Source organism: Nocardioides sp. N13(2025) (assembly GCF_051912545.1).
Classification (GTDB): Bacteria; Actinomycetota; Actinomycetes; order Propionibacteriales; family Nocardioidaceae; genus Nocardioides.
Genome location: NZ_CP196809.1, coordinates 2985588 through 3003978, shown reverse-complemented (window position 1 = coordinate 3003978; position 18391 = coordinate 2985588). Strand labels below are relative to the sequence as shown.

Here is an 18391-nt window from a genome sequence, read left to right as displayed (position 1 = left end):
GCCTGCGGTCAACGCTCCTACGCTCAGGTCGTGGACCTGAGCGCTCTCATCTTCGTCGCCCTTGCCGTGGCGTGGGCCGTCTACCTGATCCCCAAGGCCCTCAAGCACCATGACGAGGTCGTCCGCAGCCGATCGGTCGAGAAGTTCTCGCACACCATGCGCGTCCTCGCGCGTCGCGAGCCCGTCGACCGCCGCAACGCGCGCCTCGTGGTCGCGCCCATCCGTGCGGCCCTGCGCCCGCCGGTGGAGACCAAGGCCCACATCAGCCCGGAGCCCGTCGCGTCCGCCGCCCCCGCTCGTACGACGTCCCCGCAGGCCGAGCGCGCGTCCGCGCGCCGTGCCGCGAAGCGTCGCCGCAACGTGCTCGCCCTGATCGTGCTCGCCAACGCCGTCGTCATCGGCCTGGCCGCCGCCTCCGTCATCGTGTGGCCGTGGGTCGCCGCACCGGCCGGCCTGCTCGTCGCCTGGCTGGTCGCGTGCCGGGTCTCGGTCCGCTCCGAGCGCCGCCAGCGCGCGGCGCGCTCCGCGATCGAGATCGGCCTCCCGCCCTTGGTCGAGGAGGAGATCGACGACACCGAGCTCACCGGCGAGCTGCCGGTCACCCCGCCGCAGCCCCGCACGCCCGCCGCTCCTGCCGAGGAGTCCCCGGCGGCGACCCCGGCCGTCGTCACCACCGAGCCTGTCGCGCCCGCCGTGCCCGGCGGCTGGGACATGGTGCCCACCACCCTGCCGACCTACGTCAGCAAGCCGGCCGCCCAGCGGCGTACGGTCTCGACGATCGACCTCGACTCCACCGGCGTGTGGTCGAGCGGTCGCAACGACGAGGACTCCGCCCTCGCCCGCTCCGCCGAGCAGTCCGCCAAGACCGCGCGCGAGACGGCGGACGAGGAGCGCGAGAGCCGCCGCGCCAGCGGGGCCTGAGCCGATTCGTCGGGCCTCCGACGGCTCGTGTATCTTGGCGTCGCGCCGTGAGGCGCATGGGGCTGTGGCGCAGTTGGTAGCGCGTCTCGTTCGCAATGAGAAGGTCAGGGGTTCGAATCCCCTCAGCTCCACCATGTGATCTCGCACGAGATCCCGGACAGCCCGGACCCCGTGGGGTTCGGGCTGTTGCTCATTTCGGCCACTCGTGAGCCGCGCCCACGGCTACGGCACGGACGAGGAGCGTTCCGCGACCACCGTCGCCGCCACCGTGCCGCCGACCGCCACGACCAGCAGCGTCACCAGCTGCGCCGTGCTGGGCCAGCCGGTGTAGGGCGTGCCGAACGCCCAGAACAGCGACAGGCGGTTCAGCCAGTCCGGCCATCCGAAGAGCGGGACCAGGTAGCTCAGCAGGTAGGAGGCGCCGACCAGCAACGCCAGGGCGACCACCGCGGCCGAGCTGCGGAAGATGCCGCTGACGAGCGCGGAGAGCGCCCCCAGGGATGCGGCGAAGAGCAGGGAGACGACCCCGACCCGGCCGACACCGGCCGCGCCGAGCGGGTCCCCGACGGAGGCCGCGACCGCGGCGAGCGCGCCGAGGGCGAGCAGGCTGATCGCGGCCGAGCCGGCGAGCAGGGCGACGAGGCGGCCGGTCACGAGCGCGGTCCGGGAGACCGGTGTCGAGCGCATCATCTCGACGCGTCCCTGGTGCAGGTCGTTGACCCACGTGGAGGTCTGCGTGGTGACGTACGCCGCGAGCACGGCCGGCAGCAGGGAGGCGACGAACGACCAGTAGCTGGCCTCGGCGCCGCCCTCCCCGCCGAAGGCGGACAGGAACCCCATCTCCGACCAGACGTCGATGATGTCCGGCTGCAGCGCGCCCATCATGGCGGTGACTGCTCCGGCGGACACCGCCCAGACGAGGAGCCCCACCGCCCCGCGCCTCAGCGTCGCCGCCGGGACCGAGCCCATCATGAACCGGGCGACATGACCTGCCGGCTCCGTCGTCGGCACCCGGCGCCCCCACAGAGGTGCGGCGTGATCACGTCGCTCACCCGCGACGGCAGCCAGTACGAGCATGGCGCCTGTCGCGAGGACCAGGGCCAGCGTGGCCCAGAGGTCGAGGCCGTAGCCGGGGACGAGCGCCCGCGAACGGTTGGCCAGCGTGAACGGGGACACCGCGGCCAGGGCTCCGGCGCCGGGCAGCTCGCCGTCCAGGTTGGTGGCGAGGTAGAGCCCCACCAGCACGAGGGAGGCCAGCCCCGCCGCGGTGCGGGCGTCCGGCGCGAGCTGGCCCAGGAGCACGCCGAGGGCGAACCCCAGGACTGCCACGAGGCCGGTCGTCGCGCAGGTGATGACCGATCCGCCGAGGTCGGGCTCCCCACCGGCGGACATCCCGACGGCGGTGCCCACCGAGAGGCCGGCCGCGACGAGCGCGGCGACGAGGACGAAGCCGGTCACGCGCCCGGCCAGGAGGCCGCGACGCGACACCCCGGCGGCGAGCAGCTCCTCGGCCGCATGGCGCTCCTCCGCTCCGCGGAGCGACTTCGCGCCGACGACCGCGCCGTAGACGGCGAGGAACAGGTTGAAGAGCAGCACGTTGTGGAAGGTCAGGTAGCCACCGAGGGTGTCGAGCCGCTCGGCGGGCCACCGGAGTGCGCGCATTCCTTCCGCCGCGATGCTGGTGGCGAGGGCCCGCGCGCCGCCGGGGAAGTCCTCCATCTCCTTCGCGATGGCCACCGCCTGCGCGGCCATGGCGACCGCACCACCGCCGGCCCAGGCCATCAGGGAGACGCGGTGCGTCCGGACGGTGTCGAGGGCGAGCAGCCAGGGTCCGTCAGCGCGCGCCCGCAGCCTGCTCCGGGACGGCCGGTCGACTGTCGTGGTCGGCGAACTCAACGACGAACACCTCCTCCAGCGACAGCTCGCGGCTGTCCAGCTCGACCACGTCGTGGGCGGTCAGCCACTCCAGCAGCGGCGCGATGCTGCCGCGGACGCTGCAGGTCACGACGCTCCCGTCGACGCCGGCGTCACTGACGTACGGCACCCGCGCCAGCTCGTCGGGGTCCCCCGGACGCTCGATGATCGCCTCGATGCGGTGCACCCGGGTGGTGCGCAGCTCCTCGAGCGTTCCGGTGCGCAGCAACCGCCCGGCGCGGATGAGGCTGATCCGGTCGCAGACGCTCTCCACCTCCGACAGCACGTGCGACGACAGCAGCACGGTCGCGCCGCGCGCGGCGGACTCCCGCACCAGCAGGCGGAACTCCTGCTGCACGAGCGGGTCGAGCCCGAGCGTGGGCTCGTCGAGGATCAGCAGGTCCGGCTCGTGCATGAACGCCTGGACCAGGTGGACCTTCTGCTTGTTGCCGTGGGACAGCTTGTCGTAGCGGGCGCCCAGGTCCAGGCCGAGCCGGTCGGCGAGTGCCTCGACCCGGTCGGTGGGTACGCCGCCGCGCAGGCCGGCCAGCAGCCCGACGACGTACCCGGCCCGGACGCCGGGGTACTGCGGCAGCTCACCGGGGAGGTAGCCCACGCGCCGCTTGATCGCCAGGCTGTCGCGCCGGGAGTCGAGGCCGAAGATGGTCGCCGTGCCCCGGTCCGGGAGGATCAGGTCCATCAGGAGCCTGATCGTCGTGCTCTTCCCGGCCCCGTTGGGGCCGACGAACCCCAACACCTCGCCGCACTCGGCGGTCAGGTCGAGGTCGAAGACACCTCGTCCGGCCCCGTAGTCCTTGGTCAGCCCGTGGCAGGCGATGGCGGGCAGTTTCACGGCTCCTCCCTCAGCTCGTCCTCGAGCGCGTCGCGGAGCAACGCGTGGTCACACGCGTGGTCGGGGTCGTAGACCACCGCGACCAGCAACCGTCCGGCGTAGGACAGCACGTCGAAGGTGATCGTGGTGTTGCCCGGGGTGAGCGCCACCGGCACGATGCGTCGGATCGGCGCGCCCGCCAGGGCCAGCGGTTCGGCCGGGCCGCGCAGGTTCGTGAGGAACGTGTGCACCAGCCGTTGGTGGTCGATGAACCAGGCGAAGAGGCCGAGAGCGGCCAGGCCGCGGAAGAGCAGCGAGAGCACGAGTCCGGAGCTCGCCCTCGGCGCGGAGGTGCCGAGCCGGGCTCGCTGCCTCCGCACCGCGGCGAGCCGGACGTCGCGATCCCCCACGAGCGGCACGATGAGGGGGAGCACGCCGACCTGGTTGCCCAGCTGCTGCCCCGACGCCGCGGACCGGCCGGAGACCGGCACGGACACCACGACGTCCCCGAGGGGGTCACCCCGGGCACGGAGCAGGCGCCGGAGTGCTCCGCTCACCGCGACGAGCAGCACGTCGTTGACGGTCGCGCCCCGTCGGTGAGCCGCGGCCACGACGGGGGCGAGCGGCACCTCGACCACCTCCACCCGTCGACGTGGCGACGTCGGGTGCAGCAGGCTGCACGGATCGGCGTGCGGTCGGGGGAGCCCGCCGAGCTCGCGCAGGCCCGCGGCCAGTCCGCGCAGTGTCGCCGGGACGGCGCGCACGGCCGCCCGGCGTCGTGCCCACGCGTCTCGAGCGAGCTCCCGGCGGCTCGGTGACGGGAGCTCGCCGCCCGATGCAGGTGGGTGCGCGCCACCGTCGACCAGCCCCGCGAGGACGGCCAGCCCGCCGATGCCGTCGGCGAGCACGTGGTGCATGACCACGACCATCGCCCGGGCCCGGCCGGCGGGGTCGGCGTAGACGACCGCGCGCCACGGGGGGCAGTCGCGTGGAAGCCTGTGGAGCACCTCCTCGACCGCGGTGTCGACCATCCGGGCGTCGTCGACGGGTGCCGGAGCGATGGTGACCAGTCCCGACACGCCCCCCGGCGCGGACTCCCAGTACGGCCTCCCGCAGCCCCTCGGTGGACGACGCAACCGCTGTCGCAGCCGGGGTACCTCGGCGAGTCGCTGCTCGACGACCGAGGCCACCTCCGCGGCCGGCGGCACAGACGCGTCGTCGAGCAGCAGCACCGCACCGATCTGCATCGGCACCGAGCCGCGGTCGGTGGCGAGGTTGGTCAGGTCGTCGGCCGAGAGGCGCGCGATGGTCGGTGCCGGGAGGACTGCCGTGTCGCCCATCCCAGGTCACTCCGAGGCGAGCTCCTGGGCGATCTCCCTGGCCCAGGCGTCGATCTGGTCCCAGTCGCGGAAGTCGCCGGCGGGCAGCGCGGCACGGGCGGCCGGCATCATCCGGGTGATCCGCTCCCCGACGCCGATCGGCTTCTCCTGCGGGTCGTAGGCGCCGAAGAAGACCTCCTCACTGCGTGGTCGGAGCAGCTCGGTCAGCTCGTCGAACTCCTTCGGCCGTGCCGCCTCCCTGACGTCATGACCCTGGTCATCGACCTCGTCCGTGCCCAGCGGGCCGCTGCTGAACAGCCAGAGCGGGAGCTGCCGCAGCGCCGCCCGGTGCTCGTGCGCGAACGTCCGCGCCGCCTTCAGCCAGTGGAACATGTAGGCCGCTCCACCGAGCACCACGGCGTCGTACTCCTCGAGGTCGGTGACGTCCTCGACGGGGCGGGCCTCGGCCTGGATCCCCTCCTCGCAGAGGGTGGTGGCTATCTGCTCGGCGATGCCGGCGGTGGCCCCGTGCCGGGTGGCGTAGGCGACCAGGACGTTCATGGCGACTCCTCCTCCTCCAGTACACGACCGGGCCCATGGCGGCGGTAGAGCCACAAGTCCCTGGCCGGCGGCAGGGCTGCCAGGAGCCTCGGAGGGGGCCGACCGGTGCGCTCAGTCCGCGCCGAAGCACACGACGTGGCGCTCGCCGACGCTCCAGGAGAACTCGCTGATCCGGACCCACAGGTAGCGCCGGTCCTTCCGCTGGAGCGTGCCGCGGCAGCGGCTGCGGGCCCGGGCGTCCTGGGCGTCGACCGACCAGCGGCCGTCCGGCACGGTGATGAGTCCGCGGGCGGTCCAGGTGTGGGGCCGCAGGCAGGACACCACGAGCAGGCGGCTCGAGAGGCAGCGGCGGTTCCACGACTGCACGAAGCCGTCGACGTACAAGCCGTTGGCCGGCAGCTTGTCGAGCTTGCGCCCGTCGAGCCGGTTGATGTCGCACCGGATCCAGCGCGCGCCCTGGGCGAGCTGGGCGGCGGTGGGCACGAACCAGGAGTAGGTGTAGCGCACGAGGTGCGCCCGGTTGTGGGACACGTCGAGGGCGTCGGTCAGCGCAGGCGAGCAGGTGCGGCTGGCGAACCGGTTGAGGGCGAGGTTCGAGTCGTCCTCGATGTCCACTCCGCTCGGCACCTCCGAGACGGCGAGGACGACCGCGGTGTGCTTGGCCGCGCAGTCCACGGGCGCCGAGCGCTCGGTCGAGGCGAAGCGGTCCTCCGCGTCGTAGAAGTGGCACTCGCCCACCACCGGCGCCCCGGCCATCGGATCGCCGGCCGCGGTGGCGGGTGCTGACCCGACCACCGCAGCGAGAAGAGGTGCCACCAGGACGGCGGCCAGCGCCGTCGTCGCACGCCAGGAGCGGTTGCCCATCACTGATCTCCAAGTCCCCCGTGCGCCGCGGCCTCGCCGGTCGCGGCGCAGCGCTGTCAGATGTGGAGCGCAGGCTATGGGCGCGAGGGCCCTGCGCGGAGCGGATCGCCCGATTTCGCTACGGTCGGAGCGTGACCGACTTCCAGCGGATCTTCGTGGTGAGCACCCAGGCGGGTGCGCCCGAGGTCGCGCGCGTGCGGAAGGCGCTGGGTCACGGGGCCACCGTGCTCACCGCACCGACCGGCGAGGCCAAGCAGGTCGTCCAAGGGCTGGGTCGAGAGCCCGTCGCCGACGTGCTGCTGGCGCCGGTGAAGCACCCCGACGTCGACCGGGGGCACCGCCTCGACGCGGTCGTGCGCCGCCACGCCGTGGCGGACCGGTTCCGCGACGTCGTCGTCGTCGCCGACCCCGCCACGGTGACCCTGCTGCTCCGGGTCCTCGCCCCCGACCAGCTGCCGGGCGCCGGTCCGGTGACGGAGGTGGGTCTGCCCCGCGGCTCCAGACCGGTGTCGCTCGGGCGCGCGGTCGCGGGCGGCGTCGCCCTGGCCGTGGTGACCGGCCTGCTGGCCCCGGTCGTCGCCTTCTGGGTGCTGCCCGCGCTCGTGGTCGTCACCGCAGTCGTGCTGCTGCTCCTGCCCCGCTGGCGCTACGTCGGCCAGACCCTCCTGATCGCCACCGGCGTGGCCGCGGTCTTCTCGCTGCTGGCGATCGCCGGCTCGTCGCGCTTCCCCGGCTCCTGGTGAGCCGGGTCAGCGGCCGGCAGGCGGCGCGAGCGCCGGCGTACGACGGAGCACGGCGACCATCGCGGACACGCTGAGGAGGAGCGCGGAGGACAGCGCCACGACCCCGGGCCAGCCGGCGTGGCTCCACGCGGCGCTGCCGAGGTTGCCGAAGACCGACGAGCCGACGTAGTAGGAGAAGAGGTAGAACGCCGCCGCCTGCCCGGTGCTGACACCCGCGAGGTGGGCGCGCGAGGTGACCCAGCCGCTGGCGAGCCCGTGGATGCAGAAGAAGCCGATCGTCAGTGCGGCCACCCCGAGCACCACGAAGACCAGCGAGCCGCTGAGGGTCAGCAGCACGCCGCCGAGCGCGATCGCGCAGCCGGCCGGGATGGTCGCGCGTCGTCCGATGCGGTCGGCCACGCGGCCCGACACCGCCGAGCTGACGGTGCCGAGGGCGTACACGAGGTAGACGAGGCTGATGGTGCCGACGGAGAGGCCGTACGGCGGCGCGCTGAGCCGGAAGCCGAGGGCGTTGAGCACGGCGACGAGCGCCCCGACGGCGCACGCGCCGAGCACGTAGAGCGCCACGAGGGCGCGGTCGCGCAGCGCAGCGCGGGCCTGGGTGACCACGGCGCCGGCGCGGGCCGGGCGGGGGACGAAGTGGCGCGAGCTCGGCAGCAGCCAGGCGACGAGGGCCGCGCTCACCACCGCGAACGCGGCGGCCGCGGCCAGGCCCCACCGCCAGCCGGCGAGGTCGGCGACCGGGGCGGTGACGAGGCGACCTGCCATGCCGCCGATCGCGGTGCCGCCGATGTAGAGGCCGAAGGCGCGTCCGTGGGCGGAGGGGTGCAGCTCCTCGCGCAGGTAGGCGGTGGCCACGGCCGGCAGGCCGGCCAGGGCGACGCCCTGGAGCACGCGCAGCCCGAGCAGCACCTCCCACGAGGGCGCCAGCGCAGTCGCGACGGCGACGGCCGAGGACGACCAGAGCGCGACGTGGATGAGCCGGGTGCGCCCGACGACCTCGGAGAGCGGGCCGGCGACGAGCAGCGCCACGGCGAGCGACGCCGTGGTCAGGGACAGGGCGAGGGTGCCGCGAGCCGGTGAGACGTCGTACGCCCTGACGAGCTCGGGCAGCAGGGCCTGGATGTCGTAGAGCAGCACGAACGTCGCCATCCCGGCCGCGAACATCGCGACCATGACCCGCCGATAGCCGGCGCTGCCGGCGTGGTAGGGCTCGGTGCCGGCGTCGAGGCCGTGGGCGCGGGGCAGGTCGGTGGTGCTCACCCGACGATGGTGCGGGTTTCGCCGGGCATGCGTCCAATGTCAGTGCAGGCACATCGTCATGCGTGAGACGTATGATGTCGCTCGTGATGATGCGCGAGCTCGCGTGGCTCGTCGAGCTCGGCGACCTCGGCCACGTCACCGACGCGGCGGCGGCGGTCGGCACCAGCCAGCCGACGCTGTCGCGTGCGCTGGCCCGGCTCGAGGCCGAGCTGGGCGTGCGGATCTTCGAGCGCGTGCCGACGGGAGTGGAGCCCACGCCCGACGGCGAGCTGGTCCTGGAGGCGGCACGCGACCTGGTCGCCCGGCACGACCGGCTCCGCGCGACCCTCGCCGACCGGCTCGACCCCGACACCGGGATCGTCCGCCTGGCCTTCCTCGACTCGATGGCGACCACGCTCGTGCCGAGGCTGCTGCGCACGTTCCACGCGGAGGTGCCCGGGGCGAAGGTGGTGCTGAGCCAGGAGCCGGCCCACGACATCCGGCGCGACCTGGACCGCGGGGCCGTCGAGCTCGGGCTCACGCTCGAGCAGTCGGCCGACTACGGGTGGCTCCCGGTCCAGCGCGAGCGGCTCGTCGTGGTGGTGCCGCCCACGCACCGGCTGCGGCACCGCAAGCGGGTCGAGCTGTCCGAGCTCGCCGACGACGAGCTCGTCACCACGCCCGCCGGCTTCGGCTACAGCAGCCTGGTGCAGGGGTTGCTGGCCGAGGCCGGCGTGAGCATGCGGATCTCGTTCGAGAGCGCCGACCTGGCCACCATCGAGGGGTTGGTGTCCGCCGGCCTGGGCGTGGCCGTCGTACCCGAGCCGTTCGCGGGGCTGACCGGCTCGGTCGGCCTGGCCCTCGCCTCGCAGGGCGCCAGCCGCACGATCGGTCTCACCTGGCGCACCGACCGTCCCCTCGCCCCGCCCGCCCAGCGGTTCCTCGACTTCGTGGGCGCGCGCACCTGGGCCGACGACTGAGCGAAGAGCCGGGAGCCGGGCGCGACACGACCCCGCCCGGGCTGGATCGGGCGGGGTCGTGTCGGGACACGGGTCGGGCTCAGCTGCCCTTGCGGGGGCCGAAGAGCAGGCCGCGGCGCGCCTTCTTGGCGGCGCGTGGCTGCGGGATCGGCGGTGCCGGCCACCACTCGACGCTCTGGAAGCCCGCGCGGTTGAAGCCCTCGCGATAGACGAAGTTGTCGCCGCACGCACAGACCCACCGCTCGCCGAGCTCGTGCTCCTCGTCAGCCGTGGGTGCTCCCTCGGTCTGCAGACAGACGTGAATCATGGTGGAATCCATCGCGCCCTCCCTTGGCGTCAGCCCCCGACGCGTTGCGGGTGACTCCATCGTGGTCTCACGCGGGGTGCGCGCCAATGGACGACCGGCCGAATGCGGGGGTTCTTGACCAAACCTCGGACGTACCTGTCAGGTTGCGTGAGGTGGTCTGGCCCGGACCTGTCCTAGATCCAGCGCTGGAACCAGATCCGCGCGTCCCACTCCGACTTGGTCAGCAGCGCGTCGGTCCAGATCGGCCAGAACCACGCGAAGGCGATGAGGGCCAGCACGGTGTAGCTGCCGGCCACGACGACCCCGAACGTACGGCGCGGCGTCGGCACGTCGGAGGTACCGATGAGGTGTCCCATCGCGAGGGCGAGCGACAGCACCATGAAGGGCAGGCAGGTGATCGCGTAGAAGAAGAAGATCGGCCGGTCGTCGTAGAGGAACCAGGGCAGCCACGTGGTGGCCAGGCCCGCCACGGCGACGCCGTGGCGCCAGTCCCTCGCGCCGATCCAGAGCAGCAGCGAGGCGACCATGGCCAGGCAACCGCCCCACCAGATGACGGGGTTGCCGATCGCCAGGACCTGCCGGATGCAGGTCGACCCGCTCGGGGCGTCGCACCGCTGCGAGCCCGGCTGGATGTCGGTCTGGGAGTCGACGTTGACGGGACGCCCCATGACCAGCCAGGTCGACGGCTTCGACGCGTAGACGTGCTCGGAGTCGTTGAGGAAGTGGCTGTGGAAGGTGTAGACGTCCTGGTGGTAGGACCACAGCGAGCGCAGGGACTGGGTGACCTCCCCGAGCCCGTCGGCGTCCGGCTCCTGGGCGGTCGGCCACGGGTCGTCGCCGCCGTACGACGTGTACTGGGTGTTGCTGTAGGCCTGCTCGTAGGCGTCGGCGTGCAGCAACCAGCCGGTCCACGAGGCGACGTAGGTGACGAGCGCGACGCCGACCAGGGCCAGGAACGCGGGTACGCCGTCGAGCAGGATCGAGCGCAACCACGGCCGCCGCTGCCCGAATGCGCGGCGCGCACCCGCACTCCACACCCACGCCAGCAGGCCGAAGACCGCCAGCGTGTGGACCGCCGACCACTTGGTGCCGCACGCGAGGCCGAAGGCGACCCCGCCGGCGACCAGCCACGGACGCCACCACGTACGCCACCGCCTCGCCGCGGGGGCCCCCGCGGCGAGGCGGTCGCGCAGCCACTGCCGGTCCGCGACCACGCAGTGCACGCCGCACAGCAGGAAGAAGGCGAGGAAGATGTCGAGCAGCGCCAGTCGCGACAGCACCAGCTGGAGGCCGTCGATCGAGAGCAGGAGGCCGGCGACCAGGCCGAGCACCGTCGAGCCGGTGACCCGACGGACGAAGCGGCACATCACCAGCACCATGAGGGAGCCGACGACGGCCGAGGCGATCCGCCAGCCGGTCGGCTCCATCCCGAAGGCCTTGATGCCGAGGGCGATCAGCCACTTGCCGACCTCGGGGTGGACGATCATCGACGGCCCGTCCTGCCAGAGGCCCATCGGGCTGCCGTTGAGGATCGTCTTGTCGGCGTCCTCGACGTAGCTGCGGACGTAGCCGAAGTTGAGCAGCGACCAGGCGTCCTTGGCGTAGTAGGTCTCGTCGAAGGAGAACTGGTGCGGCGTCCCGAGGTGCCAGCGGCGCAGGAAGAAGGCCAGGCTCGCCAGGCAGATCGCGCCGACCCAGCCGAGCAGCGGCTCCTCCGACCGCCAGCGCGGACGGTTCCGCTCCGCAGCACTCGGGGTCACGACCGGAGCTGCGGCGGTCTGGGTCACGACCGGAACTCTAACCAGACCTCGCCCCGCGATCCCGGCCTGACATGATCGGACCATGGCTGGCGTCCTGGTCCTCGCGGGCACCCCGATCGGGCAGGCCGGTGACGCACCACCCCGGCTCGCCGCGGAGCTCTCCGGCGCGGACGTCGTCGCGGCAGAGGACACCCGCCGGCTCAAGCGGCTGTGCGCCGACCTCGACATCACCCTGTCGGGTCGCGTCGTGTCCTACTTCGAGGGCAACGAGCAGGCCCGCACGCCTGCGCTGCTCGAGGCGCTGCTCGCCGGCGACCGCGTCGTGCTGGTCACCGACGCCGGCATGCCGAGCGTCTCCGACCCGGGCTACCGGCTGGTGGCCGCGGCGGTCGAGCACGACGTACGCGTCACTGCCGTGCCGGGGCCGAGCGCCGTGCTCACCGCCCTGGCCGTCAGCGGGCTGCCGGTCGACCGGTTCTGCTTCGAGGGCTTCCTGCCGCGCAAGGCGGGGGAGCGGGGCCGGCGCCTGGCCGCCCTCGCCACCGAGGAACGCACGATGGTCTTCTTCGAGGCGCCCCACCGCACCGAGGCCGCCCTGGCCGCGATGGCGGAGGCGCTGGGCGACGACCGCGCCGCCGCCGTGTGCCGCGAGCTGACCAAGACGCACGAGGAGGTACGCCGCGGCCCGCTCGGGTCGCTGGTGGCGTGGGCGGCCGACGGTGTGCGGGGTGAGGTGACGATCGTGGTCGAGGGCTCGAGCGGGGCGCCCGCCGTGGCCACCGACCCCGGCTCGCTGCGCGCAGCCGTGGCGGAGCTGGAGGCCACCGGCTCGACGCGCAAGGAGGCGATCGCCGAGGTCGCCAAGCGCGCCGGGCTGCCCAAGCGGGAGGTGTACGACGTTGTCCACCGGTGACCCGACTCGCTCCCGAGCGGCGACCGAGGAGAAGTCAGGCGCCCGCCGCGACCGTGAGCGCCCGCCCGCGCCCGAGCCGCTGCCGCACCCGGTCGTGGACAACCACTGCCACCTCGACATCGCCGACGGCGACTGGCTCTCCACGTCGGAGGCCATCGCGGCCGCGGTGGCCGTCGGCGTGCCGCGGATCGTCCAGATCGGGTGCGACCTGCCGGGCGCCCGGTGGGCGGTGGCCGCCGCGGCCGAGCACGACGCCCTCGTCGCCGGGGTCGCGCTCCACCCCAACGAGGCGCCGCGGCACGCGGTCGCCGGCACCCTCGAGGAGGCGCTGGCCGAGATCGAGCAGCTCGCCACCTCCCACGACAAGGTCCGCGCGATCGGCGAGACCGGGCTCGACACCTTCCGCACCGGGGAGGACGGGCGGGCAGCGCAGGAGGAGAGCTTCCGCCGCCACATCGACCTGGCCAAGCGGCTCGACAAGACGCTGGTGATCCACGACCGCGACGCCCACGACGACGTGCTGCGGGTCCTCGAGGAGGAGGGCGCGCCCGAGCGCTGGGTGATGCACTGCTTCTCCGGCGACGCCGCCTTCGCGCGGCGCTGCCTGGACCGCGGCGCGCACCTCAGCTTCGCCGGGACGGTGACCTTCAAGAACGCCGCGTCCCTGCGCGAGGCGCTCGCGATCACGCCGCTCGACCGGATGCTGGTGGAGACCGACGCGCCCTACCTCACCCCGACGCCCTACCGGGGTCGGCCCAACGCCTCCTACCTCGTGCCGGTCACCGTGCGGGCCATGGCCGAGGTGCTGCAGGTCGACCTCGAGGACCTCTGCCGGGCCGTCGACGCCACCACCGAGACCGCCTTCGGAGGCACCTGGTAGCTCCGCCGGCAGCTGATTCCGTGATCGGGGTCTCGCCGGATTTTGCCGTCGCGAGTTTGCGTCACGGACCCGTTTCGTTATCGTCTTGTGATTGTTGGCCGGGATCGGGAGCGAATCCGGCAGCACCTGGAACCGGATCGGGCCGGTTCCGCGAGACCCCCGCTCGCACGTCGTACGCCCCCTCACCGGGTGCTGCGCACCGCTGGTGGGGGGTGCTGCCACCCGAGGCCCGGGGAGTACGACGTTCGGAGAATCGTGCGCTCTCGTCTCGCGCAGCTCAGCAAGTCCAAGCTCAATTCACGGGCCTTCCTGGCGACCCTCGTGGCCGTCATCGTGGCAGCCGTCGCAGGTACGACGGTCGGCTACGCCGCCCTCAGCAAGGACGTGACCCTCACCCTCGACGGACGCACGACCCACGTGAGCGCCATCGGCGACACGGTCGGTGACGTGCTGGCCTCCGAGGGCATCGACGTCACGGACAAGGACCTCGTCGCGCCCGCGGTCGACGAGACCGTCACCGACGGCTCGGCCATCGCCGTGCAGTTCGGCCGGCCGCTCGAGCTCTCCGTCGACGGCGACTCCCACACCTACTGGGTCAACTCCGACAACGTCGCGAGCGCGCTCGGCGAGATCGGCCGCCGCTTCGCCGGCGCCGAGCTGTCCTCGAGCCGCAGCTCGTCCATCGGTCGCAAGGGCCTCACGCTCGAGGTCGTCACGCCCAAGGTCGTGCACATCAAGCTCGGGGCGAAGGACGTCAAGAAGCGCAAGGTCACCGCGCTCACCGTTGCCGACGTGCTGAAGTCGATGGGCTTCGAGGTCGACCGGCACGACAAGGTCAGCCCGTCGCTCGAGACCGAGATCACCGACGGCGACAAGGTCGTCGTCAAGGACATCCGCATCGCGACCAAGAAGGTCAAGCGCGAGGTCGTGGACGCGCCGGTCGTCGAGCGCGAGGACGCCAGCATGTACGAGGGTGAGGAGGAGGTCGTCCAGTCCGGCAAGGACGGCGTCCGCAACGTCACCTACCGCCTCCGCTTCGTCAACGGCGAGCTCGTCGCCCGCCAGGTCGTCAAGGCCTCGGTCAGCCGCAAGGCCGTGCCGACGATCGTGAGGGTCGGCACCAAGGAGAAGCCCGAGCCCGCCACCAGCAACTTCGCCGGCGGCAACACCGTCTGGGACTCCCTGGCGCAGTGCGAGTCCGGCGGCAACTGGGCCATCAACACCGGCAACGGCTACTACGGCGGCCTCCAGTTCAACCTGGGCACCTGGCAGGCCTACGGCGGCACCGGGCTCCCGAGCAACGCCTCGCGCGAGACCCAGATCGCCATCGCGACCAAGGTCCGCGACGCCTCCGGCGGCTACGGCGCCTGGCCCGCCTGCGCGGCCAAGCTGGGCCTGCCCCGCTGATCTCCCGCTCGCTGTAACGCCGGGTTACTACCTGTACCCACCCCCGTACATCCCGGTGGGTACAGCACACAACCCGGCGTTACAGCGACCACTAGGCTGATGCCCATGACCACGAACCCGGCCGGCCCGAGGCTCCTCGGGCCGGCCGAGGTGCGTGCGCTGGCGGCGGACCTCGACCTCCGCCCCACCAAGCAGCGCGGGCAGAACTTCGTCATCGACGCCAACACCGTGCGCCGGATCGTGCGCGAGTCCGGGATCACCGGCGACGACGTCGTGGTCGAGGTCGGGCCGGGCCTCGGCTCGCTGACCCTGGCCCTGCTGGAGGTGGCCCGGCGCGTCATCGCGATCGAGGTCGACCCGCTCCTCGCCGAGCGGCTGCCGGCCACCATCGGGTCGTACGCCCCGGAGCAGGCGGACCGGTTCGAGGTCGTGCTGGCCGACGCCATGCGCATCGACGCGGTGCCCGGCCCGCCGCCCACCGCGCTGGTGGCCAACCTCCCCTACAACGTCTCCGTGCCGGTGCTGATCCACCTGCTGACGCTGCTGCCGTCGCTCGAGCGCGGCCTCGTCATGGTGCAGGCCGAGGTCGCCGACCGGCTCGCCGCAGGCCCGGGGTCGAAGACCTACGGCGTGCCCAGCGTGAAGGCGAGGTGGTTCGCGGACGTACGCCGTGCCGGCGCGATCGGGCGCAACGTCTTCTGGCCGGCGCCCAACGTCGACTCGGGCCTGGTCGCCTGGACCCGCCGCGAGCCGCCGCGGACCACCGCCACCCGCGAGCAGGTCTTCGCCGTGGTCGACGCCGCCTTCGCGCAGCGCCGCAAGCAGGTGCGCGCCGCGCTGCGGGGGCTGGCCGGATCGGCCGAGGTCGCCACCGCCGCCCTCGAGTCCGCCGGGGTCGATCCGACCGCGCGCGGCGAGGTGCTCACGGTCGAGGACTTCGCCCGGATCGCCGAGGGCCTCGCCGCGGCAGGGGCCCAGTGACCGTCACGGTCCGGGCGGCCGCGAAGATCAACCTGCACCTCGGGGTCGGCCGCGTCCGCGAGGACGGCTTCCACCCGCTCGACACCGTCTACCAGGCGATCGGGATCCACGACGACCTCACGCTCGCGCCCGCCGACGACCTGACGCTCACCACGCGCGTGGCCGACCACATCGACCCCGCCGGCGTACCCGACGGACCCGACAACATCGTGCTGCGCGCCGCACGGCTCCTCGCCGCCCACGCCGGCCGCCCGGCGAACGGCGCGTTCGAGGTGCGCAAGGACATCCCGGTCGCCGGGGGCATGGCCGGAGGCTCGGCCGACGCGGCGGCCGCCCTGGTCGCCTGCGACCGCCTCTGGGACCTCCGCACCTCCGACGACGACCTGCTGCGACTCGCCGCCGAGCTCGGCAGCGACATCCCGTTCTCGTTGGTCGGGGGTACGGCGCGGGGCGTGGGCCGCGGCGAGCTCGTCACGCCTGTCGACGACCCGGGCGCGTGGTGGTGGGTCGCGGTGCCGGCCACCGAGGGCCTGTCGACGCCGGCCGTCTACCGCCACTTCGACGAGCTGCGCCCGGACGCGCCCGAGGTGCCCGCCTCCGCGGAGCCGCTGCTCGCCGCCCTCGCGACCGGAGAGCCCCTGCGCCTGGCGCGCGCGCTGCACAACGACCTCCAGGAGCCTGCCATCGACCTCCGCCCCGAGCTGGGCGACCTCATCGCGCTCGGTGAGGCCGAGGGCGCGCTGCGCGGGATGGTCAGCGGGTCCGGGCCGACCGTCGTCTTCCTCTGCGACTCCGCCGAAGGCGCGCGCGAGACCGCGGCCGGGCTCGCCGGCTCGGGTCGCGACGTCGTCCTGACCGCCACCGGCCCCGTCGCCGGCGCGCACGTCGTGGTCGGTGCGTGATGGCCAACCTCATCAACCTCGAGCGCGTCTCGAAGTCCTACGGCGTCCGGCCGCTGCTCGACAACGTCTCCCTCGGCATCTCGGTGGGCGAGCGGGTCGGTGTGGTCGGGCGCAACGGCGACGGCAAGACCACCCTGCTCGAGGTGATGACTGGGATCGAGCAGCCCGACAGCGGTCGGGTCTCGCGCACCCGCGGCGTCGAGATCGGCTACCTCCACCAGGGCGACGAGCTCGTCGACAGCCACAGCGTCCGCGAGGCCGTGCTCGGCGGACGCGCCGACCACGAGTGGGCGGCCGACCCGACCACCCGCCAGGTCGTCGAGGAGCTGCTCGCCGGCGTCACGCTCGACCGTGCCGTCGTGGGCCTCTCCGGCGGCGAGCGCCGCCGCTGCGCACTGGCCGCGCTCCTGCTGTCGCGGCACGACCTGATCGTGCTCGACGAGCCGACCAACCACCTCGACGTCGAGGCCGTCGCGTGGCTCGCCTCCCACCTCGTCAGCCTGCCGAGCGCGCTCATCGTCGTGACCCACGACCGGTGGTTCCTCGACGAGGTCTGCCAGACCACGTGGGAGGTGCACGACGGCGCGGTCGACTCCTACGAGGGCGGCTACGCGGCGTACGTCCTCGCCAAGGCCGAGCGCCAGCGCCAGGCCGCCGCCACCGAGACGCGGCGGCAGAACCTCGCCCGCAAGGAGCTCGCCTGGCTGCGGCGCGGCGCCCCGGCGCGTACGTCGAAGCCGAAGTTCCGCATCGACGCCGCCAACGCGCTCATCACCGACGTGCCGGAGCCGCGCGACCGGATGGAGCTGCAGCGCTTCGCCAGCCAGCGGCTCGGCAAGGACGTCATCGACATCGAGGACGTCGACCTCTCGCGCGGCGAGCGCAAGCTGCTCGACCACGCCACCTGGCGGATCGGGCCAGGCGACCGGATCGGCATCGTCGGGGTCAACGGCGCCGGCAAGACCTCGCTGCTCTCGCTCATCTCCGGGGCGCTCCCCCCCGACGTCGGGCGGGTCAAGCAGGGCCGGACCGTCGAGATGCAGCACCTCACGCAGGCGCTCGACGAGATCGACCCCGAGGCACGCGTGCTGCCGACCGTCGAGTCGATCCGCCGCGTGACCAGGACGCTCGACGGCCAGGAGCTCACCGCCACGTCGCTCCTCGAGCGCTTCGGCTTCACCGGCGACCGGTTGACGGCACGGCTGGGCGACCTGTCCGGCGGCGAGCGGCGGCGCTTCCAGCTGCTCAAGCTGCTGCTGACCGAGCCCAACGTGCTGCTGCTCGACGAGCCGACCAACGACCTCGACATCGACACCCTCAACGTGCTCGAGGACTTCCTCGACAGCTGGCCCGGGACGCTGGTCGTGGTCTCGCACGACCGCTACTTCCTCGAGCGGGTCACCGACTCGGTCTGGGCACTGCTCGGCGACGGCCAGGTCTCGATGCTGCCGCGCGGGGTCGACGAGTACCTCGAGCGGCGCGCCGCCCTGCTGGCCCCGTCGGCTGCCCCCCAGGGTGGCGGCACACGACAGTCCGCAGCCGACCCTGGCGGCACACGACACGTTTCTGGCGCCGACGGTGGTCGTGTGCCGCCACCCTCGGGCGACGACGGTCGTGTGCCGCCACCCTCGCCGAAGGCGCGGCCCGGCAGCGCGGAGGACCGCGCCGCCCGCAAGGTGCTGGCCCGGGTCGAGAAGCAGCTCGAGCGCATCGCCGTACGGGAGGCGGAGCTGCACGCCGAGATGGAGGCCAACCTCAGCGACTACGACCTGCTCGCGCGGGTCGGCGAGCAGCTCGGCGAGCTCGCGGCGGAGAAGGACGAGCTGGAGATGGAGTGGCTCGAGGCCTCCGAGGCCGTGGAGTAG

17 protein-coding genes and 1 tRNA gene are annotated in these 18391 nt (G+C 73.2%); 10 read left to right on the top strand and 8 right to left on the bottom strand.

Annotated features, from left to right (window positions below):
- Positions 1-30: 30 nt before the first annotated feature.
- Together sepX and ACS3YM_RS14570 are read left to right on the top strand one after the other, a co-directional pair.
- On the top strand, positions 31-921 hold the full coding sequence (gene sepX / locus ACS3YM_RS14575) for a divisome protein SepX/GlpR (RefSeq protein WP_439937151.1): 891 nt from the start codon (positions 31-33) through the stop codon (positions 919-921).
- Between the two features lie 58 nt (positions 922-979).
- Positions 980-1055 (top strand) — tRNA-Ala (locus ACS3YM_RS14570).
- Between the two features lie 88 nt (positions 1056-1143).
- Here the strand turns inward: ACS3YM_RS14570 and ACS3YM_RS14565 are convergent.
- From ACS3YM_RS14565 to ACS3YM_RS14545, 5 genes are all read right to left on the bottom strand, one after another.
- On the bottom strand, positions 1144-2817 hold the full coding sequence (locus tag ACS3YM_RS14565; protein ID WP_439937150.1) for an ABC transporter permease subunit: 1674 nt from the start codon (positions 2815-2817) through the stop codon (positions 1144-1146).
- A complete protein-coding gene (locus tag ACS3YM_RS14560; protein ID WP_439937149.1) occupies positions 2756-3688 on the bottom strand; it encodes an ATP-binding cassette domain-containing protein in 933 nt (310 codons plus the stop codon). The genes ACS3YM_RS14565 and ACS3YM_RS14560 overlap by 62 nt, the downstream gene beginning before the upstream one ends.
- Positions 3685-5007, bottom strand: a complete 1323-nt coding sequence (locus ACS3YM_RS14555; protein WP_439937148.1) for a wax ester/triacylglycerol synthase domain-containing protein — start codon at positions 5005-5007, stop codon at positions 3685-3687. The genes ACS3YM_RS14560 and ACS3YM_RS14555 overlap by 4 nt, the downstream gene beginning before the upstream one ends.
- A 6-nt stretch (positions 5008-5013) precedes the next feature.
- On the bottom strand, positions 5014-5547 hold the full coding sequence (locus ACS3YM_RS14550; RefSeq protein ID WP_439937147.1) for a flavodoxin domain-containing protein: 534 nt from the start codon (positions 5545-5547) through the stop codon (positions 5014-5016).
- Between the two features lie 111 nt (positions 5548-5658).
- Positions 5659-6411, bottom strand: a complete 753-nt coding sequence (locus tag ACS3YM_RS14545) for a septum formation family protein (RefSeq protein ID WP_439937146.1) — start codon at positions 6409-6411, stop codon at positions 5659-5661.
- Between the two features lie 131 nt (positions 6412-6542).
- Between ACS3YM_RS14545 and ACS3YM_RS14540 the strand changes: the two genes are divergently transcribed.
- Entirely contained in the window at positions 6543-7154 is a 612-nt protein-coding gene (locus ACS3YM_RS14540; protein WP_439937145.1) for a hypothetical protein, read from the top strand.
- A 6-nt stretch (positions 7155-7160) separates the two neighbouring features.
- On the opposite strand, the gene ACS3YM_RS14535 is transcribed toward ACS3YM_RS14540, so the two are convergent.
- Positions 7161-8417 carry an MFS transporter gene (locus ACS3YM_RS14535; RefSeq protein WP_439937144.1) on the bottom strand — a complete coding sequence of 419 codons (1257 nt, stop codon included), beginning with the start codon at positions 8415-8417 and terminating at the stop codon, positions 7161-7163.
- An 86-nt stretch (positions 8418-8503) separates the two neighbouring features.
- On the opposite strand from ACS3YM_RS14535, the gene ACS3YM_RS14530 reads away from it, so the two are divergent.
- On the top strand, positions 8504-9376 hold the full coding sequence (locus tag ACS3YM_RS14530; protein WP_439939899.1) for a LysR family transcriptional regulator: 873 nt from the start codon (positions 8504-8506) through the stop codon (positions 9374-9376).
- A gap of 79 nt (positions 9377-9455) precedes the next feature.
- Here the strand turns inward: ACS3YM_RS14530 and ACS3YM_RS14525 are convergent, their stop codons facing one another.
- Positions 9456-9683 carry a hypothetical protein gene (locus ACS3YM_RS14525; protein WP_439937143.1) on the bottom strand — a complete coding sequence of 76 codons (228 nt, stop codon included), beginning with the start codon at positions 9681-9683 and terminating at the stop codon, positions 9456-9458.
- Positions 9684-9856: 173 nt separating this feature from the next.
- Positions 9857-11470 (bottom strand): dolichyl-phosphate-mannose--protein mannosyltransferase, encoded by a 1614-nt coding sequence (locus ACS3YM_RS14520; protein ID WP_439937142.1) that lies wholly within the window; start codon positions 11468-11470, stop codon positions 9857-9859.
- Positions 11471-11525: 55 nt separating this feature from the next.
- Between ACS3YM_RS14520 and rsmI the strand changes: the two genes are divergently transcribed.
- The 6 genes from rsmI (at position 11526) to ACS3YM_RS14490 (ending at position 18391) form a co-directional block, all read left to right on the top strand.
- A complete protein-coding gene (gene rsmI, locus ACS3YM_RS14515; protein ID WP_439937141.1) occupies positions 11526-12356 on the top strand; it encodes a 16S rRNA (cytidine(1402)-2'-O)-methyltransferase in 831 nt (276 codons plus the stop codon).
- Entirely contained in the window at positions 12343-13236 is an 894-nt protein-coding gene (locus ACS3YM_RS14510) for a TatD family hydrolase (protein WP_439937140.1), read from the top strand. The genes rsmI and ACS3YM_RS14510 overlap by 14 nt, the downstream gene beginning before the upstream one ends.
- A gap of 255 nt (positions 13237-13491) precedes the next feature.
- Positions 13492-14643: a transglycosylase family protein gene (locus ACS3YM_RS14505; RefSeq protein WP_439937139.1), complete on the top strand. Its 1152-nt coding sequence runs from the start codon at positions 13492-13494 to the stop codon at positions 14641-14643.
- A 99-nt stretch (positions 14644-14742) separates the two neighbouring features.
- Positions 14743-15624, top strand: a complete 882-nt coding sequence (gene rsmA / locus ACS3YM_RS14500; RefSeq protein ID WP_439937138.1) for a 16S rRNA (adenine(1518)-N(6)/adenine(1519)-N(6))-dimethyltransferase RsmA — start codon at positions 14743-14745, stop codon at positions 15622-15624.
- Entirely contained in the window at positions 15621-16526 is a 906-nt protein-coding gene (locus tag ACS3YM_RS14495; RefSeq protein ID WP_439937137.1) for a 4-(cytidine 5'-diphospho)-2-C-methyl-D-erythritol kinase, read from the top strand. The genes rsmA and ACS3YM_RS14495 overlap by 4 nt, the downstream gene beginning before the upstream one ends.
- Complete coding sequence (locus tag ACS3YM_RS14490) at positions 16526-18391, top strand: ABC-F family ATP-binding cassette domain-containing protein (protein ID WP_439937136.1); 1866 nt, start codon at positions 16526-16528, stop codon at positions 18389-18391. Before ACS3YM_RS14495 ends, ACS3YM_RS14490 begins: the two co-directional genes overlap by 1 nt.